At 58.6% G+C, this 25,549-nt stretch carries 26 protein-coding genes; 16 read left to right on the forward strand and 10 right to left on the reverse strand.

The features are described 5' to 3' along the window. Positions 1-23 precede the first annotated feature (23 nt). Complete coding sequence (ribA, locus tag E5Q11_RS16445) at positions 24-638, forward strand: GTP cyclohydrolase II (RefSeq protein ID WP_135804542.1); 615 nt, start codon at positions 24-26, stop codon at positions 636-638. A 5-nt stretch (positions 639-643) separates the two neighbouring features. On the opposite strand, the gene dxs is transcribed toward ribA, so the two are convergent. From dxs to E5Q11_RS16465, 4 genes are all read right to left on the reverse strand, one after another. Then, a complete protein-coding gene (gene dxs / locus E5Q11_RS16450) occupies positions 644-2,578 on the reverse strand; it encodes a 1-deoxy-D-xylulose-5-phosphate synthase (protein WP_135804543.1) in 1,935 nt (644 codons plus the stop codon). Between the two features lie 139 nt (positions 2,579-2,717). Beyond that, on the reverse strand, positions 2,718-3,605 hold the full coding sequence (locus tag E5Q11_RS16455) for a polyprenyl synthetase family protein (protein WP_135804544.1): 888 nt from the start codon (positions 3,603-3,605) through the stop codon (positions 2,718-2,720). Next, entirely contained in the window at positions 3,605-3,859 is a 255-nt protein-coding gene (locus E5Q11_RS16460) for an exodeoxyribonuclease VII small subunit (RefSeq protein ID WP_135804545.1), read from the reverse strand. The genes E5Q11_RS16455 and E5Q11_RS16460 overlap by 1 nt, the downstream gene beginning before the upstream one ends. A 48-nt stretch (positions 3,860-3,907) precedes the next feature. Then, positions 3,908-4,693 (reverse strand): NRDE family protein, encoded by a 786-nt coding sequence (locus E5Q11_RS16465; RefSeq protein ID WP_135804546.1) that lies wholly within the window; start codon positions 4,691-4,693, stop codon positions 3,908-3,910. 81 nt (positions 4,694-4,774) lie between these two features. Here E5Q11_RS16465 and E5Q11_RS16470 point away from each other — a divergent pair, with 81 nt between their 5' ends. The 4 genes from E5Q11_RS16470 (at position 4,775) to E5Q11_RS16485 (ending at position 8,200) form a co-directional block, all read left to right on the forward strand. Further along, a complete protein-coding gene (locus tag E5Q11_RS16470; RefSeq protein ID WP_135804547.1) occupies positions 4,775-5,569 on the forward strand; it encodes a sulfite exporter TauE/SafE family protein in 795 nt (264 codons plus the stop codon). A 34-nt stretch (positions 5,570-5,603) separates the two neighbouring features. Continuing rightward, the gene (gene lgt / locus E5Q11_RS16475; RefSeq protein WP_135804548.1) at positions 5,604-6,392 is read left to right on the forward strand and encodes a prolipoprotein diacylglyceryl transferase; all 789 of its coding nucleotides are present in this window, start codon (positions 5,604-5,606) and stop codon (positions 6,390-6,392) included. Next, positions 6,389-7,228, forward strand: coding sequence for a thymidylate synthase (locus E5Q11_RS16480; protein WP_135804549.1), 840 nt, complete (start codon positions 6,389-6,391; stop codon positions 7,226-7,228). The genes lgt and E5Q11_RS16480 overlap by 4 nt, the downstream gene beginning before the upstream one ends. A gap of 480 nt (positions 7,229-7,708) precedes the next feature. Further along, entirely contained in the window at positions 7,709-8,200 is a 492-nt protein-coding gene (locus E5Q11_RS16485; protein ID WP_404802781.1) for a dihydrofolate reductase, read from the forward strand. On the opposite strand, the gene E5Q11_RS16490 is transcribed toward E5Q11_RS16485, so the two are convergent. Then, on the reverse strand, positions 8,201-9,715 hold the full coding sequence (locus E5Q11_RS16490) for a DEAD/DEAH box helicase (protein ID WP_135804551.1): 1,515 nt from the start codon (positions 9,713-9,715) through the stop codon (positions 8,201-8,203). It lies immediately after the preceding gene. Positions 9,716-9,911: 196 nt separating this feature from the next. Between E5Q11_RS16490 and E5Q11_RS16495 the strand changes: the two genes are divergently transcribed. Further along, on the forward strand, positions 9,912-10,700 hold the full coding sequence (locus E5Q11_RS16495; protein ID WP_135804552.1) for an acyl-CoA thioesterase: 789 nt from the start codon (positions 9,912-9,914) through the stop codon (positions 10,698-10,700). An 18-nt stretch (positions 10,701-10,718) separates the two neighbouring features. On the opposite strand, the gene E5Q11_RS16500 is transcribed toward E5Q11_RS16495, so the two are convergent. Together E5Q11_RS16500 and E5Q11_RS16505 are read right to left on the reverse strand one after the other, a co-directional pair. After that, a complete protein-coding gene (locus tag E5Q11_RS16500) occupies positions 10,719-11,618 on the reverse strand; it encodes a haloalkane dehalogenase (protein WP_135804553.1) in 900 nt (299 codons plus the stop codon). Positions 11,619-11,742: 124 nt separating this feature from the next. Then, a complete protein-coding gene (locus E5Q11_RS16505) occupies positions 11,743-12,087 on the reverse strand; it encodes a hypothetical protein (protein WP_135804554.1) in 345 nt (114 codons plus the stop codon). A gap of 140 nt (positions 12,088-12,227) precedes the next feature. Between E5Q11_RS16505 and E5Q11_RS16510 the strand changes: the two genes are divergently transcribed. The 4 genes from E5Q11_RS16510 (at position 12,228) to E5Q11_RS16525 (ending at position 16,068) form a co-directional block, all read left to right on the forward strand. Next, positions 12,228-13,343 (forward strand): AI-2E family transporter, encoded by a 1,116-nt coding sequence (locus E5Q11_RS16510; protein ID WP_135804555.1) that lies wholly within the window; start codon positions 12,228-12,230, stop codon positions 13,341-13,343. Between the two features lie 79 nt (positions 13,344-13,422). Then, a complete protein-coding gene (locus E5Q11_RS16515; protein WP_135804556.1) occupies positions 13,423-13,836 on the forward strand; it encodes a peptidoglycan-binding domain-containing protein in 414 nt (137 codons plus the stop codon). Between the two features lie 337 nt (positions 13,837-14,173). Continuing rightward, positions 14,174-15,430, forward strand: a complete 1,257-nt coding sequence (locus E5Q11_RS16520) for an HDOD domain-containing protein (protein ID WP_135804557.1) — start codon at positions 14,174-14,176, stop codon at positions 15,428-15,430. Between the two features lie 56 nt (positions 15,431-15,486). Further along, positions 15,487-16,068 carry an LON peptidase substrate-binding domain-containing protein gene (locus tag E5Q11_RS16525; protein ID WP_135804558.1) on the forward strand — a complete coding sequence of 194 codons (582 nt, stop codon included), beginning with the start codon at positions 15,487-15,489 and terminating at the stop codon, positions 16,066-16,068. Positions 16,069-16,080: 12 nt separating this feature from the next. On the opposite strand, the gene E5Q11_RS16530 is transcribed toward E5Q11_RS16525, so the two are convergent. Genes E5Q11_RS16530 through E5Q11_RS16540 form a run of 3 tightly spaced genes read right to left on the reverse strand, consistent with a single transcriptional unit; the run spans position 16,081 to position 19,546 of the window. After that, positions 16,081-17,529 (reverse strand): bifunctional DedA family/phosphatase PAP2 family protein, encoded by a 1,449-nt coding sequence (locus tag E5Q11_RS16530; RefSeq protein WP_135804559.1) that lies wholly within the window; start codon positions 17,527-17,529, stop codon positions 16,081-16,083. Further along, positions 17,526-18,539 (reverse strand): GGDEF domain-containing protein, encoded by a 1,014-nt coding sequence (locus tag E5Q11_RS16535; RefSeq protein WP_135804560.1) that lies wholly within the window; start codon positions 18,537-18,539, stop codon positions 17,526-17,528. The genes E5Q11_RS16530 and E5Q11_RS16535 overlap by 4 nt, the downstream gene beginning before the upstream one ends. Further along, on the reverse strand, positions 18,536-19,546 hold the full coding sequence (locus E5Q11_RS16540; protein WP_404802778.1) for a GGDEF domain-containing protein: 1,011 nt from the start codon (positions 19,544-19,546) through the stop codon (positions 18,536-18,538). The genes E5Q11_RS16535 and E5Q11_RS16540 overlap by 4 nt, the downstream gene beginning before the upstream one ends. Positions 19,547-19,692: 146 nt before the next feature. Between E5Q11_RS16540 and E5Q11_RS16545 the strand changes: the two genes are divergently transcribed. The 6 genes from E5Q11_RS16545 to rodA all read left to right on the forward strand — a co-directional run bounded on the left by E5Q11_RS16545 (position 19,693) and on the right by rodA (position 25,543). Continuing rightward, positions 19,693-20,949 carry a glutamate-5-semialdehyde dehydrogenase gene (locus E5Q11_RS16545; RefSeq protein ID WP_135804562.1) on the forward strand — a complete coding sequence of 419 codons (1,257 nt, stop codon included), beginning with the start codon at positions 19,693-19,695 and terminating at the stop codon, positions 20,947-20,949. A 6-nt stretch (positions 20,950-20,955) separates the two neighbouring features. Continuing rightward, positions 20,956-21,588, forward strand: a complete 633-nt coding sequence (gene nadD, locus E5Q11_RS16550) for a nicotinate-nucleotide adenylyltransferase (protein WP_135804563.1) — start codon at positions 20,956-20,958, stop codon at positions 21,586-21,588. A gap of 88 nt (positions 21,589-21,676) precedes the next feature. Further along, positions 21,677-22,027, forward strand: a complete 351-nt coding sequence (gene rsfS / locus E5Q11_RS16555) for a ribosome silencing factor (RefSeq protein ID WP_135804564.1) — start codon at positions 21,677-21,679, stop codon at positions 22,025-22,027. A gap of 2 nt (positions 22,028-22,029) precedes the next feature. Beyond that, positions 22,030-22,500: a 23S rRNA (pseudouridine(1915)-N(3))-methyltransferase RlmH gene (gene rlmH / locus E5Q11_RS16560; protein WP_135804565.1), complete on the forward strand. Its 471-nt coding sequence runs from the start codon at positions 22,030-22,032 to the stop codon at positions 22,498-22,500. Positions 22,501-22,508: 8 nt separating this feature from the next. Next, on the forward strand, positions 22,509-24,398 hold the full coding sequence (gene mrdA, locus E5Q11_RS16565; protein ID WP_135804566.1) for a penicillin-binding protein 2: 1,890 nt from the start codon (positions 22,509-22,511) through the stop codon (positions 24,396-24,398). Next, positions 24,398-25,543, forward strand: a complete 1,146-nt coding sequence (gene rodA / locus E5Q11_RS16570; protein ID WP_135804567.1) for a rod shape-determining protein RodA — start codon at positions 24,398-24,400, stop codon at positions 25,541-25,543. Before mrdA ends, rodA begins: the two co-directional genes overlap by 1 nt. Positions 25,544-25,549: the final 6 nt, after the last annotated feature.

Here is a 25,549-nt window from a genome sequence, read left to right on the forward strand (position 1 = left end):
TGACCGAACCACGAGGAAACACTGTGGCTGTTCGTTATGTCCAGACCTGCCGGCTGCCAACACCCTTCGGTGTGTTTGATATGCACGGCTTCGAAGAGCCGGACACTGGCAAAGAGCACATCGCCCTGACCCTGGGTGATCTGGACAGCCCGGAACCCATGCTGGCCCGGACCCATTCTGAATGCCTGACCGGCGACGCCCTGTACAGCATGCGTTGCGATTGCGGTTACCAGTTGGAAGAAGCCCTGCGCAGCATTGCCCGCGAAGGCCGGGGGCTGTTGATGTACCTGCGCCAGGAAGGACGGGGCATCGGCCTCTTGAACAAGATTCGGGCGTACAATCTTCAGGATCAGGGTGCGGATACGGTCGAAGCCAATGAAAGGCTGGGCTTTGCCGCAGACCTGCGGGATTACAGCATGTGCCGGGATATGCTCGAACACCTGAACATCAGTAGCCTTAAGCTGATGACCAATAACCCGCGTAAAGTGGATGCCCTGACAGCGCTGGGCATCCAGATTTCAGAGCGGGTGCCTCTACACGTGGGTCGTAACCCGCACAATGAGCACTATCTGAATACCAAGCAGAGCAAGCTGGGCCACTGGTTCGAGACCCACCAGGATGACGACCCGACGGCCTGAGCCGGCTATTTGACCGCGGCCAGAAGATCGGTACGTTGGGTGTGTTCCCACCGGTTCCTGATTGACTGCAGAATCCCTTCCGCGTCCAGCCCGACTTCCTTCAACAGTTGACCATGTTTGCCATGATCAACAAAGGTGTCGGGCAGGCCCAGTTGCAATACCGGTTGCAGCAGATTTCGACTGTTCAGGAACTCTGTGACGGCGCTGCCCGCGCCGCCGGCAATGGCATTCTCTTCCAGCGTTACCAGCAGGTCGTGTTTTTCGGCCAGCGCCAGAATCAGTTCCTCATCCAGCGGCTTCACAAAGCGCATGTCTGCGACTGTTGCGTCAAGCGCCGCTGCCGCCTCCAGGGCGGATGTCATCAGCGCGCCGAAGTTCAGGATGGCAATGCCAGAGCCTTCTCTTACCCGGCGTCCGCGGCCGATGGGCAGTGGCGCCAGTTCGGGCTCGATGTCAGCCCCCGGGCCGGTCCCGCGAGGGTATCGCACGGAGGCAGGCCCGTTATGCAGCATGCCGGTGTGAAGTAGCTGCCGGGTCTCATTCTCGTCCGAGGGCGTCATCACAACCATGTTCGGCACACAGCGCAGATAGCTGATATCGAAAGCACCTGCGTGAGTGGGGCCGTCTTCCCCAACCAGTCCGGCCCGGTCAATTGCAAAGAGCACATCGAGGTTCTGGATGGCAACGTCGTGAATCAGCTGGTCGTAGGCCCGCTGCAGGAAGGTGGAATAGATTGCGACTACCGGCTTGGCGCCGTCGCAGGCCAACCCGGCCGCCAGGGTAACGGAATGCTGTTCGGCAATGGCGACATCGAAATACCGGTCCGGGAAGCGTTTTGAAAAGGCCAGCAGATCTGACCCCTCGCACATGGCTGGCGTAATCCCCACAACCCGCTCGTCGGCTTCGGCGGCATCACAAAGCCACTGGCCGAATACATTGGCGTATTTCGGTTTCGAAGGCGCCGGCCTGACCGGTTCCGGTCTGGTCGGTGGCACCGGTTCGATTTTGTTGATCGCGTGGTAGCCAATGGGATCCGCTTCGGCGGGGGCAAAGCCTCTGCCCTTGGTGGTGACCACATGCAGAAACTGCGGGCCATCCAGTTCCCGGATGTTTTCCAGCGTTTCCAGCAGCAACGGCAGGTCGTGGCCGTCAATGGGCCCGATGTAGTTGAAGCCCAGCTCCTCAAATAATGTGCCCGGCGAGATCATGCCCTTGAAATGTTCTTCGGTTTTCCGCGCCAGCGCCATCAGGTTCGGGGTACCCTGCAGAACCCGCTTGCTGCTGTCCCGAACCTGGTTGTAGGTGCGGCTTGCCAGCAACTTGGCAAAGTAGTTGTTCAGTCCGCCCACGTTCCGGGAAATCGACATATCGTTATCGTTAAGAATGACCAGCATGTCAGCCCGCAGGTGGCCTGCGTGGTTGAGGGCCTCGAAAGCCATGCCGGCGGTCATCGCTCCATCACCGATCACTGCAATACTTTTGCGGCCGGTGTTCTGCATCCTCGATGCGATGGCCATGCCCAGTGCAGCGCTGATCGACGTGCTTGAGTGCCCCACGCCAAAGGTGTCGAATTCGCTTTCCGCCCGCTTTGGGAAACCCGCCAGGCCGCCCTGGCGGCGAATGGTATCCATTCGATTGCGACGGCCGGTCAGAATCTTGTGAGGGTAAGCCTGATGGCCAACGTCCCATACCAGGCGGTCTTCTGGCGTGTTGAACACATAATGCAGCGCGACCGTCAGCTCCAGAACTCCCAGGCCGGCACCGAAGTGCCCGCCGGTCTGCCCGACCGACCATAGCAGAAACGCGCGCAGTTCTCGGGCCAGTTGGGTCAGCTGGTCCCCATGCAGCTCGCGAAGCTGAACTGGAGTGTCAATCCGGTCCAGCAGCGGGGTGTTGGGCCGCTGGGACGGGATTTCCTGAAACGTATATGGTTCGTGCATCTACTCGGGTCTTTGTCGGGTGTCTCGAAATGTGACAACTATTATAAGGGATGGGCGAGGCCTATTTCATGCCTGTGATACTTAACCATCCCTGGTTCCCAGTGTGCGCGTCTGGTCGGCTAACGATCAACCTGACCGTTCAATAGGTGCGGGCAACAACGTAATCTGCCATGGCCCTCAGAACGTTGGCTTCGTTACCAAAGGATTCCAGACTGCCAAGGGCGTTTTTCAGCAACCCTGCCAGATACTCGCGAGCCTGTTCCACGCCCATCAGTGACGGGTAGGTGGGCTTGCCCCTGGCCTGATCCGACCCCTGGGGTTTGCCGATCACCTGGGTGTCACCTTCTATGTCCAGCAGGTCGTCCTGAACCTGAAACGCGAGGCCCAGCGTGCGGGCGTAGCTGGTCAGGTCTTCAATCTGGCCGGGCCTGAGATCGGGGGCTGTCAGGGCGCCAATTTTCACCGCCGCGACGATCAGTGCGCCGGTCTTGTGGCGGTGCATGGACTCCAGGTTCTCGATAGACAACTGCTTGCCGACGGATTCCAGGTCTATGGCCTGGCCCCTTACCATGCCCAGATGGCCGCTGCCTTTTGCCAGTTCGCGAACCATGGCCAGCCGGGTGTGATCAGTCAGGCCCGGGGCGTCAGCAAGCCAGTCGAAGGCCAGGGTCTGAAGGGCATCGCCAGCCAGAATTGCGGTTGCTTCATCAAAGGCGATGTGGGTTGTAGGCCTGCCCCGGCGCAGTTCGTCGTTGTCCATGGCCGGCAGATCATCGTGAATCAATGAATAGGCGTGGATCAGTTCGATGGCGCACCCGGGCACCAATGCCGCTTCGCCGGACTGTCCAACGGCCATGGCGGCAGCTTTGCACAGGGCGGGCCGAATGCGTTTGCCGCCGCCCAGAACGCTGTAGCTCATGGCATCCAGCAGTCTCGGCGAGCCGGATTCGGGCGCTGTCAGTCGGTGGGCGAGGATGGCGTCCACGTCTGTGCGGCATTGCTCAAGAAAGGTAGTGACGGCTTCCATCACGCAGAATCGTCAGGCGTGAACGGCCTGGTCTCCAGGGTTCCATCGCTGTTTTCTACCAGTTGATCGACCCGCTGCTCTGCTGTCTTTAGAGCCTGCTGGCATTCACGGGTCAGCTTCACGCCACGTTCGAAGGCGGTCAGCGACTGCTCCAGTGACAGCTCGCCCCGCTCGAGATCGTTGACCAGCTTCTCGAGTTCATCCAATGACTTTTCAAAGTCGGCAATGGACGCAGTGCTTTTTTCAGCGGCCATACGGGGCCTCCGGTTGTTCGCGGATTTGCGCGGGATTATATCAAAGCTTCAGGGGCTTCGCTGCCAGCGAAACCTCCTGTGTTCTGATTTTTCCGCATTCGGGCCGTAGCTTTGCTCCGTGACCATCATCTCGCCATGTCGACTGAGGCTGACAATGGTCGTTGCCCTGGTGCCGTAGTCCTTGCTCTTGATAAATGGCGATGACAGGAAACGCTCGGTTTCAATCCCGACGCCAGTGTCCGGCAGTTGTTGGTCAGGAGCAGGGGTGGTGTCCTGAAGTTGGCCGACCAGGGTGTCGTGCAGTTGATCCGCCTGCGCGGCTGAGGTGCCCCGTAGCGCCTGATTCACTTCTGTTCGCAGTTTGAGTAACTTGGGCCAGGGAGTCTGCAGCAGATGGTTGCTGAGCCCGAAAATACCCCGGTGGATGTACCGGCCCGGATGGGCATCACGGTTACTGAAATACCACCCACCACGGGAGTTCAACTGCACCAGGTTAAATCCCGCATACTGATTACGATCCGGTAACAGTGACCGCTGCAGTTCATCGGAACGGAGGTTTTGGGCCATTAGGGGAAGTTCTCCGCGGGACCGGGCTGCCGGCGCATCGCTGCTTTCCCGTACATTGGTGACCGCAGACACGACGCCATCGCGGCTGACCGCCAGCCAGGTTCCTCCCGACAGCAAGTCCCTGCCGGCCAGTACCTCAGCGCCGGCCAGGTCGCTCTGCCACCAGTCCATGCCGGCCGTGGGGCGCCGGAAAAACTCGTCGCGGTTGGCTGCCATCACCAGCGGAAACTCCGGATGCTGATTGACAGAAAATACGATCAGGCACATGCAGGTACGTCTTCCGAGTGAACAAAACAGCGTCGATGTGTATCATACCAGCCTCTGATTTCCGGGTGCACGGCCTGAACGATGACGCTGATACTTCTGATTGCTCTGTACCTTGTTCTGGGCGCGGTAGCGGGGACCCTTGCGGGCCTGTTCGGCATCGGCGGCGGCCTGGTCATTGTCCCGGTGCTGATTTTCAGTGCTGAACTCCAGGGTTTCAGCCATGAGGTTGCTGCCCATCTGGCAGTCGGCACCTCACTGGCGACGATCGTGTTTACCTCGATCAGTTCGATCCGGTCCCATCATCAGCACAAGGCCGTAAACTGGGCTATTGTCCGGTCGATGGGTGTCGGGATCGTAGTGGGTGCCTTGCTGGGCGCTGTGACCGCTGCAATGCTGTCCGGTGCCTCGTTGCAGCTGATCATTGGTATATTTGTCATCGTTATGGCGGTGAAGATGCTTTTGGATATCAATCCGAAACCGGGTCGCGATTTACCTGGGCGGGTTGGGCTGGGGGTAGCTGGAACAGGCATCGGTTGGGCCTCAGCACTGTTCGGTATTGGCGGTGGCACGCTGACGGTTCCGTTTCTCAGCTGGTGCAATGTTCGAATGCAGAACGCGGTTGGGACCTCTGCGGCCTGCGGATTTCCCATTGCGTTTGCCGGCGCTCTGGCCAATGTGGCGACCGGATGGAATCATCCGGAATTGCCGCCACTGAGCGCGGGTTTTATTTATCTGCCGGCATTTGCCGGCATTGTGGTTGCCAGTATGCTGTTCGCTAGTGTTGGTGCAAGCCTCGCTCACAGGCTGGATGCCCGCTTGCTCAAAAAGGCGTTTGCCATATTTCTCATTCTGGTGGGAATCCGGTTTCTGATCTGACCCATGACGTTATTCACTGAGCCTGGAGTTACTGATGTTGCAGCACCCACAGATTGATCCGGTCGCCATTTCTCTGGGGCCGTTGAAGGTCCACTGGTACGGGTTGACCTACCTGGTGGGCTTCCTGGCCGGCTGGTGGCTGGGCAGACTGCGGGCGCGCAAACCCGGTTCTCCCATCACCGAGGTTCAGATGGGAGACCTGCTGTTTTACCTGGCGTTGGGCGTCATTCTGGGCGGCCGCTTCGGCTATGTAGTGTTTTACAACTTTCATGCGTTTATCGCTGACCCGCTTTGGCTGTTCCGGGTCTGGGAAGGCGGCATGGCGTTCCATGGCGGCTTGCTGGGCGTCATCTTCGCCATGTGGTGGTACGGTCGGAAAATTGATCGAGGCTTCTGGCAACTGGCGGATTTCGTTGCGCCACTGGTGCCGGTGGGTCTGGGTGCTGGCCGCATCGGCAACTTTATTAACGGCGAACTCTGGGGCAAGCCCACGGACGTCGCCTGGGGCATGGTATTCCGCACCGCCCCGGATTCCCTGGCCCGTCACCCATCACAGCTTTACCAGTTTGCGCTTGAAGGCGTGGCGCTGTTCGTGATTCTCTGGTGGTTTTCAGCGAAACCACGACCCAGAATGGCGGTGTCCGGCCTGTTCCTGGCGCTTTACGGAACCTTCCGCTTCCTGGTGGAATTCGTCCGGATGCCGGACCCACAGCTTGGCTATCTTGCTTTTGACTGGCTGACCATGGGGCAGGTGTTGTCCTTCCCGATGATCCTCGCCGGCGCCGGCCTGATGTTTATTGCCTATCGGAGAAACGCCGAATGAAAGCCTACCTTGACCTGATGCAGGATGTCGTCGACAACGGATTCAACAAAGGCGACCGCACGGGTGTTGGCACCCGCTCCGTTTTCGGCCGCCAGTTGAGGTTCAACCTGCAGGACGGCTTTCCCCTGGTCACCACCAAGAAAGTCCACCTTCGCAGCATCATCTACGAACTGCTGTGGTTCCTGCGCGGTTCCACAGACAATACCTGGCTGACCGAGCGCAAGGTCTCCATCTGGAACGAGTGGGCGCTGGAAAACGGCGATCTTGGCCCGATCTACGGCAAACAGTGGCGAAGCTGGCAGTGCCCGAACGGCGAGGTGGTTGACCAGATCAGCGACGTCATCGAGCAGATAAAAACCAAGCCCAATTCCCGCCGGTTAATCGTCTCCGCCTGGAACCCGGCCGAACTGCCCGACGAATCCATCGGCCCCCAGGACAACGTCCGCGAGGGTCGGATGGCTCTGGCCCCGTGCCACTGCCTGTTCCAGTTCTACGTCGCCGACGGCAAGCTGTCATGCCAGCTTTATCAGCGCAGCGCTGACCTATTTCTGGGTGTGCCGTTCAACATCGCATCCTACGCCTTGCTGACCCACATGATTGCCCAGCAGTGTGATCTGGACGTAGGGGAGTTTGTCCACACTTTCGGCGACTGCCATCTGTACCAGAACCACCTGACCGATGAGATCGTCTTCGAGCAACTCAAACGCGAACCCCGAGCGCTGCCGGAACTGGTCATCAAACGTAAGCCTGGGAGCATCTTTGACTACGAACTCGAGGACTTCGAGTTTGTCGGCTATGAGCCTTATCCTGGGATTAAGGCGCCTATTGCTATTTGACCGTTGGCTTGGGTACCGGCCCTCAGGTTTCGGGGGCTGCAGGGCAGTGGAAGGGGGCTTCAGAAAACCGCTCCTTGCGGCACATCCATGTGGCGCTTGGGCTCCGCCATCCATGGCTCCGCACATTTTCTGAAGCCCCCTTCCACTGCCCTGCGTTCCAACTTACGAGATAGAATTTCTCAACGAGTATAGTTAACGCGCCGGTTTTGTCTTGAATGAAGACGGCAATCTATTTCCCTCAATGGTCATTGTGGTTTTTGGAAAAGCGATCACTGAGTTGAGCCGCGAAAGGGCGGGTAGGTGCTTTCAAAAATGTGCGGAGCCATGGATGGCGGAGCCCAAGCGCACACGGATGTGCTTGTAGCGTTTTTTGAAAGCACCTACCCGCCCTTTTGCAAGCCCCCAAGTCCCGAGGGCTAAAAAAAGATCAAAACTCCCAAGCAAGAGGACAAAACATTGAGAAAGGCCCTCATAGTAGCCATGTCCCAGAACCGGGTTATAGGCCGCAATAACAAACTGCCGTGGTATCTGCCTGGAGATCTGAAGTACTTCAAGCAGGCCACCATGGGAAAGCCGATCATTATGGGGCGGAAAACCTGGGATTCTATTGGCAGGCCGCTGCCAGGGCGGATGAACGTGGTTATTTCGCGGAATCCGGACTGGGAAGCGCCGGCTGGCACTGTTGCCGCCAGATCGCTGGAAGAGGCACTGGTGAAAGCCGAGGCTCAGGCAGAAATCGAAGACGGGGAAGAGGTAATGATCATTGGTGGCGGGCAGATCTATGCTGAAGCCCTGCCAATGGTGGACAGAATTTACGTTACCCTGGTCCACGCCGAGGTGGAAGGCGATGCATTCTTTCCGGAAGTGAACTGGGAAGAGTGGGAAGAAATCGGACGGGAGGATTTCTCCGCGTCCGATAACAATCCCTACGACTACAGTTTCGTAGTCTATCAGCGGCCAACAGCCGGCTGATTAATCCCTGCGGGGCGGGCGTTTGCCGGCTGGCTTGCCGCCGCCCTTACCACCTTTGCCGGGTGCTTTGCCCTTATAGCCGCCGCCGGGACCGCCGGGGCCTTTTCTGAAGTTGCCCTTGCGAGGTCCACCCGGGCGACCGCCCTTGTTGTCGCGGCGAGGTGGCGCGTTGGCAGAGATTTCCGGAAGTGCCTCGGGCTGCTCCAGCGGCATGGTGCCGGGTTGGATCGCCTCCATCCAGCAGGCCAGTGCGCCGGCTACCATGGCGATATCCATTTCGTTGCGCTCGGCAATTTCGTCCAGCAGGCCCATGGCTTTTGCGAGTTTGCCGTCTTCGGCAAAGGCCAGAAGCTGGGTTTCAAACTGCTGTTCCCGCATTTTCTTCAGTTCAACCGGCGAAGGCAGCTGGTAGGCTTCCATCGGCGAGTTGGTGGCGCGCTCCAGAGTGCGCAGCCAGCTGCGTTCCCGGGGCGTTACCAGCAGGATAGCCTTGCCATTGCGGCCCGCACGACCGGTACGGCCGACACGGTGAATATAGGCTTCCGTGTCATAAGGAACATCGTAATTGATGACGTGGGTGATCCGGGACACGTCCAGGCCTCGGGCTGCCACGTCGGTCGCCACGATGATGTCTTTTTTGCCGCTTTTCAGGTCTTCAACGGTCATTTCCCGCTGGCGCTGGTTCAGGTCGCCGTTCAGCGGTGCCACAGCATGGCCGCGGGCAGAAAGTTTTTCAGCCAGCAGGGTGGTTTCCGCCTTGGTGCGCACGAAAATAATTGCGCCATCAATGGGCTCCACCTCAAGGATGCGGGTCAGAGCGTCCAGCTTGCGTTCGGCGTACACCGGCAACACGAACTGGGAAATACGCTCAACCGTTCGGGTCTCGCTCTCGATTCTCACTTCCACTGCATCTTTCAGATAGGTCTGGGCGACCTTCTTGATCTGAGCCGGCATGGTGGCCGAGAAAAGCGCGCGCTGGCAGTTGGGCGGTGTTTTGGCGAGGATCGCCTCGACATCATCAATAAAGCCCATGCGCAGCATTTCATCGGCTTCATCCAGTACCAGAGCCTTGAGGCTACCCAGTTTCAGGGTACCTTTACGCAGGTGGTCCAGCATGCGCCCTGGTGTGCCCACAATCACCTGTGCGCCGCGCTTCAGGCCCTTGATCTGGGGGTGAAAATCCTGACCGCCATAAATGGGCAGTACATGGAAGTTGCGGAACTTGCTGGCGTAGGTGGTAAACGCCTCGGCAACCTGTATTGCCAGCTCACGCGTGGGGGCCAGTACCAGAATCTGCGGCTCCATCAGGGAGGCGTCGATACGGCTCAACAGCGGCAGGGCAAAAGCGCCGGTTTTACCGGTACCGGTCTGCGCCACGCCCAGAAGATTTTTGCCAGCCAGTAACGCAGGGATGGTTTGCGCCTGGATGGGTGAAGGTTTTTCATAGCCGACGGCTGCAACGGCTTCAAGCACTGCTGCATCGAGGCCGAGTTCGGCAAAGGTCAAATCAGACATTCATGTTCTCGGAATTCAGAGGGTAGGGCATTGCCTGGCAATGCGTGTTGTGGGCGGCAGTATAACTGTTTTGTTGTTGTTTTTATATCCAAATCGCTCAGCCCCCATAGGTACTTGTTCCGCAGGCAGTTGCGCCGGTCTGAAAGTTTGGGCAAGCTTTCGGCTAATTCGAATAGGATGCTAATGAGGCGGACCGATGACCTTTGATGAACTGTTGGGCGCAAGCGCGACCGAAAGCAGCGTGACGATTCCCGCAAGCTGGAGCCAGGGGCGTGCCACTTTTGGCGGCCTGACCGCAGCGCTGGTGTTTGATCGAATGGCCCGTGTGGTGGCCGATGGCAGGCCCATGAGATCGATGCAGGTCTCCTTTGTTGGGCCGTTGAAGCCTGACGTGCCCGCAACCGTCAGCGCTGAAATTCTGAGGGAAGGCAAGGCAGTGAGCCAGGTCGCCGGCAGAATCGAACAGGAAGGTCAGCCCCAGCTGGTGGCCCTGGCCAGTTTTGGCGGAGGGCGGGATTCGGTGGTATCGGTTGAGCAACTGCCGGCGCCGCAAGCCCCGGCCCCGGACGATTGCCAGCCGCTGCCCTACATTAAAAACGTCACCCCGGAGTTCACTCAGCACATTGAGATGCGGTGGGCCTTCGGGCACATGCCGTTCAGTGGTAAGGGTGGACGCGACATGGGTGGCTGGATGCAGTTCCGGGAACCACCGGAAGCCCTGACAGATGCCCATATCGTTGCGCTGATTGACGCCTGGCCACCGGCGCTGTTACCCCATCTGAAGTCACCGGCGCCCGCCAGTTCCCTGAGCTGGGCGCTGGATATCATGCACCCACGGCCAGATATCAAACCCGGCGACTGGCTGCTTTACCGTGCCACCATTGATCAGGCAGACGCAGGCTATGGCCATACCCAGGCCGGAATCTGGACCAGCCGCGGTGAGTTGGTGGCGACCAGTCGCCAGACCGTGACGGTGTTCGGCTGAGAGAGTGCGGCCTGTGGTTCAGGCCGCCAGTTCGGATTTGCAGGCATCGATAATGATGCGTGCAAAAGCTTCGGGAGAGTCTTCCTGCAGAAAATGGCCGCCCTGCAGAGTAATATGCGGCTGACCGTGGGCGCCGGGTATGCGCCTTTGCATGTAGCGGTCACCGCCCCGGGTGATGGGGTCGCCGCTGCTGAAACAGGTTATAAAGGGTTTCTTCCATTTCTCCAGTACCCGCCAGGCGGCCTTGTTGGCAGAGCTGGCCGGGTGATCTTCTGACACCGGCACCAGTTTTGGAAACGCCCGCGCGCCGGCTTTGAATTCAGACGATGGGAAAGGTGCCTCGTAGGCGGCCAGCTCACATTTGCTAAGCGTTCGCTCGGTGCCCAGCTGAACCAGCCGTCCAATGGGTAACCATGGGCTGTGGGTGGCGAAGGCTTTCCAGAGGGTGAATACAGCCGGAACCGACGTTTCGCCAGTTGGCAGCATGCCATTTCCCACAATAATGCGGCGGAACAGGTCAGGGTGCTCCGCAGCCAGGCGAAGGCCGAGCAGTGACCCCCAGTTCTGGCAAACCAGGGTGATGTTTTTCAGTTTCAGTGCCCTGAGCCAGTTGGAAAGCCAGGAAACATGGCGGTCATAGCTGTAATCGCTGATGTGGGCCGGTTTGTCTGATTTGCCGAAACCGATCAGATCCGGCGCAAGTACACGATGACCTGCCGCTGCGACCATCGGAATCATGTGCCGATAGAGATAGGACCAGGATGGCTCACCGTGAAGCATGACCACCGGGTCTGCGCTGATAGGCCCTTCATCCACATAATGCATTCTCAGGCCGGGCTCGGCGTCAAGATAATTGGGTGTGAAGGGGTAATCCGGCAAGCCCGCGAAACGGCTCTCATCGGTTCTCAGGATACGCATGCCATCGACTGTCCTAACTGATAGGTTTGCGTGATCAACGCCTCCGTTGATCTTCAAATCTCAGCATAAAGCAGTTTGAATTCTGCTGTGTTTGGTTTCGGTAACAGTCCGTTGACCAATTGAATCAGTGGTCGGTGTCCGGGGTGGGGCGGCGATTAGAGCGCTTGTCTTCCCAGTCCAGGGATTTCGGGTCATACCAGCCGATGGCATCGAGTACCTTGTCCCGAGTCGCGGGCGAAAGGGTAGGCCAGAGCTCGTGAAAATCTTCCAGGCCGCGGTCCCGTTGCCTGGCCTGTTTGGCCTGAAGACGGCGGATGATCTGCGGTAGATGCAGTGCCTCGCCCAGTTGGCCGGGGACCAGCACGTCCTGTCCCATCACTTTACGTCGGTGGGTGCGGGCAGCCAGCACTCGGTGCAGGGCGGTTGCAGCCTCAAGGGCGGTATCAACGGTAAACTCTTCGTTAACCAAACTCTGAACCTGTTTAAGGAATAACCAACAACCGACAACTATAACCTGAAAGCCGCTACACTGGCCATGAAGGCATGGTAGTCTGGCGCCCAGATATCTAAACATACTGTCCACTGAAATCAGGGCACCGGATTCGCTCTATGTACGAAAAACTCGAGACTCGGACTTTCCTCGCCATGCTGGTCGGGGTATCACTTGCTTTTGTTCTATTGATGAAGCCTTTCTTCGGCCCCATTTTCTGGGCTGTTGCCATTGCACTGATCTTCCACCCGGTTCAACAGAAGCTGCGCGCACGCATGGGCGATCGGCCCAATACCATCGCCCTTCTGACCCTTATTCTGTGCATGGTAATCGTGATTATTCCGGTGGTAGGGCTGGTGTTCTCCCTGATCGCTGAGGGGGTGAATCTTTATCAGAAAATCCAGAGTGGTGAGCTCAAGCCCGGTGAGTATATCGATCAGGTGGTCAGTTCGTTCCCGGCTATCGAAGCTTTTTTTGCGCAGTTTGGCGTTGATTTCGGAGACGTTCGTGATCGTGCGGTCAGCGTATTCGTGGGTGGCAGCCAGTTGTTAGCCAAGCAGGCGATTGGTCTGGGCCAGAATACGTTCCAGTTTTTCCTGGGCCTGGCACTGATGGTTTACCTGGCGTTTTTCCTGCTGCGGGATGGCAACAAACTGGTCGAGTTGATGATCAGGGCCTTGCCCCTGGGGGATGAACGGGAACGCCTGCTGTTTGCAAAGTTTGCCGAGGTAACCCGGGCAACGGTGAAGGGCAATCTGTTGATTGCGATTATCCAGGGTGCGCTGGGCGGCATGATTTTCTGGATACTGAGTATTCAGGGCGCTCTGTTGTGGGGCGTGGTCATGGCCATCGTCTCCCTGTTGCCTGCGGTTGGTGCTGCGCTGGTATGGGTGCCCGCAGCCATTTACCTGGCGGCGACCGGCGATCTGGTGTCGGCAGCCATTCTTACTGCCTTCGGGTCTATCGTTATCGGGCTTTCAGACAACCTTCTGCGCCCCGTTCTGGTCGGGCGGGATACCAAGCTACCAGATTACATCGTGTTGCTTTCCACGCTGGGCGGGCTGGCGATGTTTGGCATCAACGGTTTTGTTATGGGGCCCCTGGTGGCCGCATTGTTCATGGCATTCTGGGGCATATTTATCCGCGAGTTCAGCGAAGATGCCCAGTCAACAGAAACGAATCCGCCCGGTTTGGCTACAGAATCACAACAATCGGAGCCGGCTGACCAGGGCTGAAATATGCTAGGATTCGGCCATCAAGCCCTTACCGGGATTGGATTCACAATAAAAAAATCATTGAATACTGGAGTGACTCATGAACAGGCTTACACGTTTCCGAAGCCAACTTGCTGCAGCGGTTGTTGCAGGTTCACTTGCACTTGCCGCCGCACCCTCCGCCATGGCCAACGACACGATTGCGCTGAAAAACGCCCTCTACGGGGCTGGTTACGACATCACCAATGTCAGCCCGCAGATGGATGACGCCACCCGCAGCGCGCTGGAACAGTTCCAGCGGGACAACGGGCTGACCGCGTCTGGTACCCTTGACGACGCCACCAAGAAAGCTCTGGGGATGGTGTCTGTGCAGGTTGCCGCAGCACCGCAAGCCAGTGCTCAGGACAGCCAGACAGCTGCAGCCAGCGCCGAGCCTGAGCCGGAACCCGAGGCCGAAGCGGCATCGGAAGATGATGTGGAAGAAGACGACGATGGTGGCTGGTCTTTCTTCTGAAGGATTGAATAAATAAATAAAGGCCCGGCCGAATCCTGTTCGCCCGGGCCTTTCTGTATCAGTCCAGTTTGCTGAGATCCCATACTGGCACTTTGCACAGTTGCGGCACCCGGCGCGAACGCTGGCGTCTTCGTCTTCGTAATAGCATCAGGCGCTCTCTATAATCTGGCCTCCTGCTTTCAGAAACAGCTGTTCCCCGGTCTCCTTGATTGATGTGAGATGCTTTTTTTAAGGCCGAAAAGATTCCCTGATTCAATCAGGTTCGAATGGTTGTTTTAAGAATCCGCGCTTACAATGTGTTACAGACTTTTTGATTAACAGATCAGGGGAGAAGCCTATGGCCGGCCAGGAAAGCCTGCCCTTGCGTCGTTTGCGAGAGTTTCAACCGCTTGGCCGGCTGACGGACGACCAGTTAGTGTTGTTGGCGAACAGGGCTGAACGGCGCCGTCATGGCCCCGGTCAGCGCATTATCGAACGCGGTATCCGTGACGGTATGGACTTTTTTCTGGTCTCTGGCCAGGTCGAACTGGCATCGGCAGATGGGCGCAAGTTCCTGATTGAGGCCGGGTCAGAACAGGCGGTGAACCCCATTGCCCGGCTGCAACCCAGAATGTACACCGTGACGGCGGTCAAGCCTTCGGAGTTTCTGGTGATCCGGCAGGATATGTTGACCCAGCTTTTGCGTTCGGCACCGGTTCAGCAGGTTGAAATGCATTCCGGGGAGTCGTCCGGCGAGGCAGAAAGTGAGGAGCATTACCTGCTGATGGAGTTCTATGCGGAACTGCGGTCCAATCAGCTGACGCTACCCAGCGTACCGGATGTTGCCTGGAAAGTGCGCCGTCTGGTGGATCGCGAGGATACCGCCGCAGAGCAGGTCGCCAACGCGGTGTCGGCCGATCCGGCGATGGCTGCGAAACTGGTGCGGGCCTGTAACAGCCCCCTTTACCGGGGTTTTACCGATGTCCGGAACGTGCGGGAGGCCGTGGTGCGTCTTGGCATGCGCACCACCCGGCAACTGGTCACGGTTTTCTCAATGAGAGAGGTATTTCGTTCCAAACGACCATCCCTGCAGAAAGAGATGGACCGGTTGTGGCGGCATTCCCGGGAGGTAGCCGCACTCTGCTGGGTTCTGGCAGACAGCGCAACGTCCATTGATCCGGAAGAGGCTTTGCTAGCGGGCCTGCTGCACGACATCGGCGTGGTGCCGATTCTGGTTCAGGCCGAGCATCACGTAAACCTGTTTGCGGATCAGTCTAACCTGGAACATGCGATTGCCGAGCTGCGTGGCGACGTGGGGACCGCGGTTCTCGAAAACTGGGCCTTCCCGGCCGCTTTTCTGGACGCCGTTCGACAGGCTGAAAACTGGTCCTGGGAAAGCAGCGAACCTGAACCTCAGCTTGCGGACATCGTGATTGTGGCCCAGCTTCATTCCATGATTGGGGACAGCCAGAATTCAGACCTGCCGCCTTTTGATCAGGTGCCGGCCTATCGCAGGCTGGGTGAACTAGAGCTCAATGCCTCCCGCAGTCTGCAGCTGCTGACTGAAGCCAGGGCCCGGGTGGACGAAGTGCATCGTTTACTGTCAATTCACTGAAACTGTGGCAAGGTAGCCGGTCTCTCGGAGTGTAATACTTGGAAACTGTTCCAATCATGAATGTACCGCTATTTCCGCTGAACTCTGTGGTGTTGCCCGGCGGCAGGATTCCCCTGCAGCTTTTTGAGCCTCGCTACCTCGACATGTTGACCCGGTGTATGAAGGAAGATCGGGGCTTCGTGGTTGTGCTGCTGCGTGAAGGCGTGGAAACCGGCAAGGTTGCGGCTTTCTACGATATCGGTACCTACGTTCGCATCATTGATTTCAAACAGCTGGAAAGTGGCCTGCTGGGGATTACCGTGGAAGGCCAGAGCAAGGTGTCGGTAGTAAGGTCCTGGCAGCAGGAAGACGGCCTCAACGTGGGTGACGTGGAATGTCTGCTGGCCGAGGATGTGCTGATGATTCCTGAGCGTTACGCCGAATTGCCATCAGTGCTGAAAGCCCTGTTCCGCCATCCGGTCATTCGTGATCTGGGCATGGAAGTGGACTACGACGACGCCCGGGCCGTGGGCTGGCGCCTGACTGAACTGCTGCCCCTGGATAAACAGGAAAAACAGCGCCTGGTAGAGCTTCAGGACCCGCTCGAGCGCCTGGATCGCCTGAATGACCTGCTGGAAGCACTTGAGGAAAACGGCTGATTCATTTCACCGTCAGCCTGGCGCGTACTGCGCCATAGCCTGTGGCCACTGTTGAACAACGTAGCCAACACAGAAAACTCCCCAGACTATGGCGGCAGCGATCAACGAAGCGTCCAGAGTGATTGGTCGATTGTCGAAACGGCTGAAACTGGCTCTGATAAACCCGGTGACGGCCAGCCCCAGTAAAACCCCTGCGATTATATCGGTCATCCAGTGCACACCCAGATAGGCGCGGCTGATAGCAATCATCACAATGGGCACGCTGAACAGCAGGTAGTACTGCCAGCGTCTGCCGGGGCGGATTTCCCGGGCGATAAAACTGGCCATCAGGGCGCAAAGAACGGAGACACCAGTCGCGTGGCCACTGGGGTAGGCTTCTGATGAGGGCGGTTGCAGAACCAGTTCCGGCCTTGCAATGGCGGTTGCGTCCTTGAGCAGCCAGACCATCAGTGACGTCAGTAGGGCGGCTGCCGCCAGGTGAATCCCGGCGGCGTAGAAACCCCGGAATACCATCACCATCACCGCCAGAACGGCCGCAGACAACAGCACGGCAAGGTCGCCCAGGAGGGTGATGCCAACCATCAGGCCATCCGGCAGAGGATGTCGCAGCTGTGCCAGCCAGTCGGCCGCCAGCCGGTCATAGGGGGTCAGCAGGTCGGTGGCCAGCGTCAGTTGCGACACGATCAGGAACAGCGCCAGGCTGGCGAAGCCCAGCATCAGCGACGGCAAGGGGAATTCCCCGGCGTGGTCCGGTCGTTGGCTCGAATACAGTTGCCAGAAACGATGGGTCGCCTGGTAGGACGCCATTTTGTCCGACAGCCAGGCATAGAGGCGGCTATTCCGGCCCAGCCCCAGTTGAAACCGGATAAACAGCAGGTATACCGCGGTCAGGATCAGCAGGCTGACCGCGACCACAGGATAAAAGTGAGGTGGCGGTTTGATCTCGCTGGCCATGGCGCTTCCCACCAGATAGCCGGGCAGAATATACACCGGCGCCCAGCCCACGGCCGATGACAGATTGAACGCCAGAAAACGGCGCCAGGGCATCATTAGCGCCCCCGCAATCAGAGGAATAATGGGTCTGACCGGCCCCACGAAGCGGCCGATGATGACGCTCTTGCCGCCGTGACTTCTGAAAAACTGCTCACCCTTGCTGATCACCTCCGGGTAGCGGTTCAGTGGCCAGAGTCGGTCGAGCCTGCCCTGAAAAAGCCTACCGAGTGCAAAGCTCAGGCCGTCACCGAGTACCGCCCCGGCACCGGACCACAACAGGGCCGCCATCAGCGGCATGGCGGTCTGACCGGCCATGGCGGACATTGCGAACAGAATGGCAACACCCGGAATCACGATACCGGCCAGTGCCAGGGACTCCAGAAAAGCCGTGAGGAAAAGCGCGAAGGCCAGCCAGTGGGGGTGCAACGCAAGCCAGTCGGTCAGCGCCTGGAAATCGTCAGCGCTCATGACTCGACCGCGTTGGCTCTGCTCTGATCTTCCTTGGAATACCAGGCGGAATCCGCCCCGCGTTTTTGAGCTTCATGGAGTGCAGCCCTGACTCGTCGGTGCAGGTCAGGCGTTCGTTTGTCTGCACTGGCGCGGGTAGTGCAACCCAGGCTGACGGTAACCTTTCCAACCTCCGGCCATCGCTCTTCGGCAATGGTGCGCCTGATGCGTTCGGCGATCACCCTTACGCCTTCTTCCGGTGTGAATGGCAGGATCAGATAGAACTGGCCGTTTTCAAGGGTGTAGAGAGTGTCCCCGGCTCGGATGACGCCAAACAGGTGCTGGGTCAGATGTTTCAGCAATTGCTGCATGCCGTCTTTGCCATGCAGATCTTCCATCTCATCGGCGTAATCGACTGCCAGCGTAATAACCGACAGGCAGTGGCCCATTGCAATGGCGCGGCTGATTTCCTTCTGCAGGGTTTCGTCCAGAAAGCGCGCGTTGTGGGCACCGGTCACCGGGTCGGTAATGGCCAGGTCCTCCGCTGACTGGGCCATATGGTCGTAATGCCAGATGTACAGTGCGGATACACTGATTAGGGCAAACACACCGGCGGTGATGGTCACCGATTCGATCGCGCCTTCGGCGGCCAGAAGAAACACGCTCAGAGCAACCAGCAGCGACAAGGATAGCGCCAGTCCCTGGCGCAGAGGCAGAATCAGCAGATTGAACACCACCAGCGGCATGACCCAATGACTGATGCCCGGCGGTGACAGCGCAAACATGGCTGCCACCAGGCTGCTGTTCAGCGCCGCCAGAATAAAAAGATGCCCCCTGGCCGAGAGTTGATGCCGACGCGATATCAGGGTGTAGCCAGCGCCGCCAAGGGTCAACAGTGTCATTGCCGCGGCAAGAAAAAACAGATCATAGAATCCGTAACGCAGGTTCTGCATCGCCAGGCTGGCGATGAACAGGGTGGCGAGGGTATAGCCGGCGAGGTGGGTGTGGGTTCTGAGGCGTGTTTCCGTCACGATCCCGACCCTCCTGAACGACCACCAGGGTTGGCGTTGCGGGTCTGGTTCCAGGCGCTGTAGGCCTGGGCCCGGTCACCACCCTGCTGCTGTGCCCGCCTTAGGGCATTGGCCACAGAGTTCTGCAGGCTATCGGCATCGTCACCAATGTTCAGCCCGGCAATTCCGGCACTTACAGTCAGCCCCAGCTGATGGGAACTGAGCAGCGATTTAAGGCCCCGGCGGATGGTTTCTGCCAGGGCGGCTGCATCGGCGGTGGGAATGCCGGGCAGGATAATCAGGAACTGCAGGTCGGCTACCCGATAATAGGTGTCAAAATCCCGTAGCTGAGAGTGCAGGTAGCGCCCTATACGTGGCAGAATGGAGCGTATATCCGCGTCGGGATCACTGTCGCTCAGGTGGGTGTCCAGGCCAATCATGATCACTGACATATCGGTTCCTTCGCGTTCGCTGCGCTGGATTTCCTTGTGCAGGTCTGCGGTCAGGTATTCGCGGCTGGCGGCCTGGGTCAGCTCATCGGTCCGGCGAAGTGGTGCAAGCTGGCGGGATTTGTATTCCCGCAGGAACACCAGCAGACAGGACAATACCGTGGTCATCAGGAAAGCGCTGATCATCTGGTGGCGTTCAGGCATACCCGCCAGCGCGGAAACGGCCACCATCGCCAGGATAACGCAGAGTGTGGTGACAGCGGTTGCCCAGACCAGTGGCAACAATGCAAAGGCGATCAGTGGTACAACGTACAGCCAGTGCACAAGGCCCCATGGGCCAAGCCAGAGACTGATGAGCAGCAGGATGGCAAGGCCGGTAAAGGCAATTCTGTGAACGGTGGGCCAGGGCGCCTCGGACCGGTAAGCATTGAAAGCACTGCTGGTGAGAACAATGGCGGCGGCGAAAAGCGCGGCAGTGAGCGTGAGGTATTCGCCCTGGGTGGCGGCGAAAATTGCGATGGCAATGAGTAGAACGAATCCTGCTCGCGACAGTCTGCTTAGCAGAAAATTTTCGGCCATCTGGGCCATGGTCTCCGTCCTCTACAGGGCGTCCGTGTTTGTCAGCATAAAGCACACGCAGATTTCACGCATGGGCTTTAGTATGTGTCAGGCGGGTATAATAGTCTGTTGGGATGGGTACATGAAACGGGAAAGAAGGTAATTTGATGGATATTGCAGCTTATATGGCGGATGTCGGCCAGCAGGCGCGCCAGGCGGCGGCAGCGGTCGCCCGCTCGACGACGGCGGTTCGTAACCGGGCGCTGCTGGCAACCGCGGAGGCGCTGGAAAGCGCTCGTGACCAGTTGGCGACCGCCAATGCCATTGATCTTGAACGGGGCAGGTCGAATGGCCTGGACCCGGCCATGCTGGACCGGCTGGAACTGACGCCCGCCCGCATCGATAGCATGATCGAAGGCCTGCGCCAGGTCGCGACCCTGCCTGATCCGATTGGTGAGATTACCAATATGACCTATCGCCCTTCCGGTATTCAGGTCGGTCGTATGCGGGTGCCCCTGGGTGTTATCGGCATCATCTACGAATCCCGTCCCAACGTCACCGTTGAAGCTGCAAGCCTGTGTCTGAAATCCGGCAACGCCACCATTTTGCGTGGCGGCTCGGAAGCCATCGAATCCAACCAGGCTATAGCGGCTTGTCTGGCCCGCGGCCTGGCCGAAGCCGGCCTGCCGGAGACCGCGGTACAGGTGATCAAGACCACAGATCGAGCGGCGGTTGGCGAGCTGATCACCATGCCGCGTTTTGTCGATGTGATCGTACCTCGTGGTGGCAAGGGCCTGATCGAGCGCATCAGCCGCGACGCCCGAGTGCCGGTGATCAAGCATCTGGATGGCGTCTGCCATGTCTATATCGATAGCCACGCCGATCCGGAAAAGGCACTGGCCGTTGCTATCAACTCGAAAACCCAGCGCTACGGCACCTGCAACACCATGGAAACTCTGCTGGTGGATGAGGAGGTGGCCGATGACCTGCTACCGCTTCTGGCTGACGCATTCCAGGCCAAGGGCGTAGAGCTGCGAGGCTGCTCCCGGACCCTGGCGGTTCTGCCGGACCTGGTTGCGGCAACCGAGCAGGACTGGCATCAGGAGTACCTCGCGCCGGTGCTGGCGGTCAGGGTTGTGGATGGTGTGGACGGTGCCATCGAGCACATCAACCGCTACAGCTCTCAGCACACGGACAGCATTGTGACGGAGAACTATACCCGGGCGCGCCGTTTCCTGACTGAAGTGGATTCCGCTTCGGTGATGGTGAATGCCTCAACCCGTTTTGCTGACGGTTTTGAGTATGGCCTGGGCGCCGAAATCGGTATCTCCACCGACAAGATCCATGCCCGCGGCCCTGTCGGTCTGGAAGGTCTGACCTCGCAGAAGTACGTGGTATTCGGTGATGGTCATGTCCGTTCCTGAGGTTTTATGAAGGTAATCTACGGCGGCACCTTTGATCCCATTCACCATGGCCATTTGCGCCTGGCAGTGGAGGTGAAAGAACGCCTTGGAGTCCCTGAAGTTGCTTTGCTGCCCTGCCATATACCGCCGCATAGGGAGTCCCCCGGGGCTTCCAGCGAGCGGCGCCTTGAGCTTTTGCGTCTGGCGATCGCTGACGAGCCCGGACTGGTGATTGACGACCGGGAACTGGGCCGCAACGGCGCCTCCTACACAGCAGACACCCTGCGTCAGATTCGTCAGGAAGTTGGTCCCGCTGAACCCTTGACTATGGTTGTGGGTAGTGACTCTTTTGCCGGATTTGACCGCTGGCGGGAATGGCAGGTTATTCCTGATCTGGCCCACATCATCGTGGTCATGCGCCCAGGCGCTGAGATCGTTACGGGAAGCACTCCGGCGGCGCTGATGTCAGCACGTGCAGCAGACTCAGAGAGCGATTTGCACCAGGCACCGAACGGTCGGATACTGGCGCTGGAGTTGCCTCTTATGGCAATTTCCGCCACGGGGATTCGTGAGCGCATTGCCGATGGTCGCTCTCCCAGGTATCTGACGCCGGATTCGGTATGGCGCAGAATCGCAGAGCTGGGGCTGTATCGGGCGTGACCGGGCAGGAACTTTTAGTGATACAATGCCGTCTCAAAACGATGGTTGATGTGGCCCACCGGGCCATTTCATAATTTACAGGGTGATTATGCAGGCAGAGCAACTGAAAGAACTGGTGGTGAATGCGCTTGAGAACATCAAGGCGCAGGACGTAAGCGTTATCGACGTGAGGGATCGAACCAGTGTGACGGATTACATGGTGCTGGCCTCGGGAACCTCCAACCGACACGTTAAATCACTGGCAGATTCGGTTGTCTCTGAAGCGAGAGAGCAGGGCGTACGGGCCGGAAACGTCGAAGGCGCGGGCGTCAGTGACTGGATTCTGGTGGACCTGGGGGACGTAGTCGTGCACCTGATGATGCCTGCCACACGGGAATTCTATGACCTTGAACGTCTCTGGCGCGATGCCCCGAACCTGGGTGTGGCAGGAAGCGAATAGGTATGCGCCTGAAACTGATCTGTGTCGGGCAGAAAATGCCTGATTGGGTCAGCCAGGGTTTCAGTGATTATGCCCGCCGTATGCCGCCAGAGCTTGCGCTTGAACTGACTGAAATTCCCATGGCCCACCGCGGCAAGAATGCGGACATTGCACGGTTGATGAAACGCGAGGGTGAGGCCATCCTTGCGGCGGTTGGTGCAAAAGACCGTGTGATTGCGCTGGAAGTCGGCGGTCGAAGCTGGTCAACCGAGAAGCTGGCCAGTCAGCTTGAGGGCTGGCAGCAACACGGCCAGGATATCTGTTTCCTGGTTGGCGGGCCGGATGGGCTGGATGATGCCTGTCGCCAGAGGGCTGATCAGCTCTGGTCGCTTTCGGACCTGACGCTGCCCCATCCGCTGGTTCGTATCCTCCTCGCCGAACAGCTCTATCGTGCTTGGACAGTCACCCGAAACCACCCGTATCACCGGGCCTAGGAAACCTCATGCCCTGGGGCGAATTCAAAGACACTGCGGCTGAAAGGCGTCTGTTCCAGAGACGGGCAACGGTTATGCTCGTTCTGGTTCTGGCTCTGTTGGGTATACTGATCGCCCGCATGTACCAGCTGCAAATTGTCGAGCACGACATCTATACCACGCTGTCTGACAAGAACCGGGTTCAGGTCCAGTCCGTGGCCCCGCCCCGGGGCCTTGTCTATGATCGCAACGGCGTGCTGCTAGCGGAGAACCGGCCGGTATTCAGTGTCACTCTTGTCCCCGAGCGGGTGGGCAAAATGGAGGATGCGTTGGCCAAGTTGTCCGGCCTGATTGAAGTCTCGGACGAAGATATGGAGCGTTTCCAGCGAAGGCTGCAGGAACGCCGCCGACCTTTCCAGGCATTGCCACTGAGATACGACCTGAATGAGCAGGAAATTGCCCGGCTGGCAGTGCACCGGCACGAACTTCCCGGAGTAGAAGTCGCCGCTGAACTGGTTCGATACTATCCACACAGTGAACTGACCGCCCACGCTCTTGGCTATGTTGGCCGCATCAATCGCCAGGAACTGCAACGGATCGACCCGGTCAATTACGCCGGTACCAACTACATCGGTAAATCCGGCGTCGAACGTTTTTATGAAGAACTGTTGCACGGCCAGGTCGGCTATCAACACGTTGAAACCAACGCTCGTGGGCGGACCCTGCGAGTACTTGAACGCCAGAATCCGGTGCCCGGTGAAGACATTGAGCTTCATATGGACCTGCGGATGCAGAAGCTGGCGCATGAGCTGCTGGACGGCAGGCGCGGTGCGGTCATTGCCATAGAACCCTCGACCGGCGGTATTCTGGCTCTGGCTAGCGTGCCCGGGTTCGACGCTAATCTATTTGTTACCGGGATAGGCGCAGAAGCCTATGGCGAACTCCGGGACAGTCTGGACAAGCCGCTGTTCAACCGTGCTCTGCGTGGGCAATACCCGCCAGGCTCAACCCTCAAGCCCATGCTGGCGGTGGCCGGCCTGGATAGCGAGGCGACAACGCGGGACAAAACCATCTGGGATCCGGGCTATTTCCAGCTAAAATCCGGTGGTCGTCGCTGGCGTGACTGGAAACGTAGCGGTCACGGCTGGGTGGATCTCAAGGATTCTGTGGCTCAGTCGTGCGACATCTATTTTTACGAGATGGCAATCGACATGGGGGTGGATACCATTCATCAATACCTGTCCCAGTTCGGTTTCGGTGAGGATGCCACTCTGGACGTGTCCGGTGCCCTGAGTGGGCTTCTGCCATCCCGTGACTGGAAACGTGCGGTTTACAACGAGCCCTGGTATCCGGGTGACTCTGTCAACCTGGGCATTGGCCAGGGTTTCATGTTGGCCACACCCTTGCAGCTGGCAACCGCAACGTCGGTACTGGCGAACCGTGGCTCCTGGGCTGAACCCCGGCTTCTGAAAGGAGTCAGTGGTGACCGCTCTGTCGAAGATGTGCTGCCCCAGGCAACCCATCAGTCCATTGAACTGAAAGACCCGGATACCTGGGAATTTGCTGTTGAAGCCATGGCTGAAGTGATGCACGGTGCCAAGGGGACGGCGAGAAGCGCCGGCCGCGGTGCGCCATACCGTATGGCTGGCAAGACCGGTACTGCGCAGGTTTTCAGCCTGGCGGAAGACGAAGAGTATGATGAGGAAGAGGTTCGTGAGCGTCTTCGTGACCACGCACTTTTTGTCGGGTTTGCCCCGGTAGATAACCCTCAGATCGCCGTTGCCGTCATCGTCGAAAACGGTGGTAGTGGAAGTGGCACCGCCGCCCCCGTGGCGCGGGCCATGTTCGATGCCTGGCTCCTGGAATACTCGGACAAAACCGGATCTGTCGTAGCCGCCGGAACAGGAGCGGAGAACTGATGGCCATCGGCAGGATATTTGATCAGTCTGAAAACGAATCCCTGGGCGGCCCGGGAAGAAACTTCTGGTCAGTACTGCATATCGATCCAATTCTGCTGCTTCTGCTGCTTGTGTTGATCGCGGCAGGCCTTTTCGTACTGTTCAGTGGTGCTGACCGAAACATGGCGGTCGTGGAGGCGCAGGGCATTCGCATGGGTGTCGCGCTGGTGGTGATGCTGGTTTTCGCCCAGCTTGATCCTTCGGTATTCAGGCGCTGGGCGCCCTGGCTGTATCTTGCGGGTGTGATGGGGCTGATAGCCGTGCTGCTGTTTGGCGTGGGTGCCAAGGGTGCCCAGCGCTGGCTGGCGATCCCCGGGCTGCCACGCTTCCAGCCTTCGGAACTGATGAAACTGGTGGTACCGATGATGGCCGCCTGGTACCTGTCGCGCCGCTTTCTGCCTCCTCGCCTGCGATACGTGGCCGTATCCTTCCTGATTGTCATCCTGCCCATGGCCATGATCATTCTTCAGCCGGATCTGGGCACCTCCTTGCTGGTAGGCGCTGCCGGTATCTTCGTGATTTTTTTCGCGGGCATGAGCTGGAAACTGATCGGCGCCTTTTTTGGCCTTGTGTCGGTGTCAGCACCGCTGATGTGGTTCTTCGTGATGCGGGATTACCAGAAGCAGCGTGTACTGACACTGCTTGACCCCCAGAGCGACCCCCTGGGCGCTGGCTGGAATATTATCCAGTCAAAAACCGCCATAGGTTCGGGTGGGGTCGACGGCAAGGGCTGGCTTCAGGGCACCCAGTCCCATCTGGAATTCCTGCCGGAAAGCCACACAGACTTTATCGTCGCAGTGCTGGCAGAGGAATTCGGTTTTGTGGGTATGGTCTCCCTGCTGGTGCTGTATCTGCTTATTATTCTGCGGTGCCTGTACATTTCGGCCATGGCCCAGGACTCGTTCAGCCGTTTGCTGGCGGGGGCGCTGACCATGACCTTCTTCATCTACATTTTTGTCAACGTCGGTATGGTCAGTGGCCTGCTGCCGGTGGTGGGTGTGCCGCTGCCGTTGATCAGCTACGGCGGCACTTCCAGCGTCACCCTGATGGCCGCCTTCGGGGTTCTGATGTCCATTCACACCCACAGGCGGATGATCAGCGCCTGAGCCTGT

Source organism: Marinobacter confluentis, from assembly GCF_004785685.1.
GTDB lineage: Bacteria > Pseudomonadota > Gammaproteobacteria > Pseudomonadales > Oleiphilaceae > Marinobacter > Marinobacter confluentis.

Bases quoted from the DNA above. Each gene is read 5' to 3' on its own strand.
- dxs (WP_135804543.1), bottom strand. From the start codon at position 2,578: ATGCACGAACCATATACGTTTCAGGAAATCCCGTCCCAGCGGCCCAAC.
- E5Q11_RS16455 (WP_135804544.1), bottom strand. From the start codon at position 3,605: ATGGAAGCCGTCACTACCTTTCTTGAGCAATGCCGCACAGACGTGGAC.
- E5Q11_RS16490 (WP_135804551.1), bottom strand. From the start codon at position 9,715: ATGTCTGATTTGACCTTTGCCGAACTCGGCCTCGATGCAGCAGTGCTT.
- E5Q11_RS16460 (WP_135804545.1), bottom strand. From the start codon at position 3,859: ATGGCCGCTGAAAAAAGCACTGCGTCCATTGCCGACTTTGAAAAGTCA.
- rlmH (WP_135804565.1), top strand. From the start codon at position 22,030: ATGCGCCTGAAACTGATCTGTGTCGGGCAGAAAATGCCTGATTGGGTC.
- mrdA (WP_135804566.1), top strand. From the start codon at position 22,509: ATGCCCTGGGGCGAATTCAAAGACACTGCGGCTGAAAGGCGTCTGTTC.
- rodA (WP_135804567.1), top strand. From the start codon at position 24,398: ATGGCCATCGGCAGGATATTTGATCAGTCTGAAAACGAATCCCTGGGC.
- E5Q11_RS16510 (WP_135804555.1), top strand. From the start codon at position 12,228: ATGTACGAAAAACTCGAGACTCGGACTTTCCTCGCCATGCTGGTCGGG.
- lgt (WP_135804548.1), top strand. From the start codon at position 5,604: ATGTTGCAGCACCCACAGATTGATCCGGTCGCCATTTCTCTGGGGCCG.
- E5Q11_RS16525 (WP_135804558.1), top strand. From the start codon at position 15,487: ATGAATGTACCGCTATTTCCGCTGAACTCTGTGGTGTTGCCCGGCGGC.
- E5Q11_RS16465 (WP_135804546.1), bottom strand. From the start codon at position 4,693: ATGTGCCTGATCGTATTTTCTGTCAATCAGCATCCGGAGTTTCCGCTG.
- E5Q11_RS16545 (WP_135804562.1), top strand. From the start codon at position 19,693: ATGGATATTGCAGCTTATATGGCGGATGTCGGCCAGCAGGCGCGCCAG.
- E5Q11_RS16500 (WP_135804553.1), bottom strand. From the start codon at position 11,618: ATGCGTATCCTGAGAACCGATGAGAGCCGTTTCGCGGGCTTGCCGGAT.
- E5Q11_RS16480 (WP_135804549.1), top strand. From the start codon at position 6,389: ATGAAAGCCTACCTTGACCTGATGCAGGATGTCGTCGACAACGGATTC.
- E5Q11_RS16485 (WP_404802781.1), top strand. From the start codon at position 7,709: ATGTCCCAGAACCGGGTTATAGGCCGCAATAACAAACTGCCGTGGTAT.
- E5Q11_RS16530 (WP_135804559.1), bottom strand. From the start codon at position 17,529: ATGAGCGCTGACGATTTCCAGGCGCTGACCGACTGGCTTGCGTTGCAC.
- nadD (WP_135804563.1), top strand. From the start codon at position 20,956: ATGAAGGTAATCTACGGCGGCACCTTTGATCCCATTCACCATGGCCAT.
- rsfS (WP_135804564.1), top strand. From the start codon at position 21,677: ATGCAGGCAGAGCAACTGAAAGAACTGGTGGTGAATGCGCTTGAGAAC.
- E5Q11_RS16540 (WP_404802778.1), bottom strand. From the start codon at position 19,546: ATGGCCGAAAATTTTCTGCTAAGCAGACTGTCGCGAGCAGGATTCGTT.
- E5Q11_RS16495 (WP_135804552.1), top strand. From the start codon at position 9,912: ATGACCTTTGATGAACTGTTGGGCGCAAGCGCGACCGAAAGCAGCGTG.
- E5Q11_RS16515 (WP_135804556.1), top strand. From the start codon at position 13,423: ATGAACAGGCTTACACGTTTCCGAAGCCAACTTGCTGCAGCGGTTGTT.
- E5Q11_RS16470 (WP_135804547.1), top strand. From the start codon at position 4,775: ATGACGCTGATACTTCTGATTGCTCTGTACCTTGTTCTGGGCGCGGTA.
- E5Q11_RS16520 (WP_135804557.1), top strand. From the start codon at position 14,174: ATGGCCGGCCAGGAAAGCCTGCCCTTGCGTCGTTTGCGAGAGTTTCAA.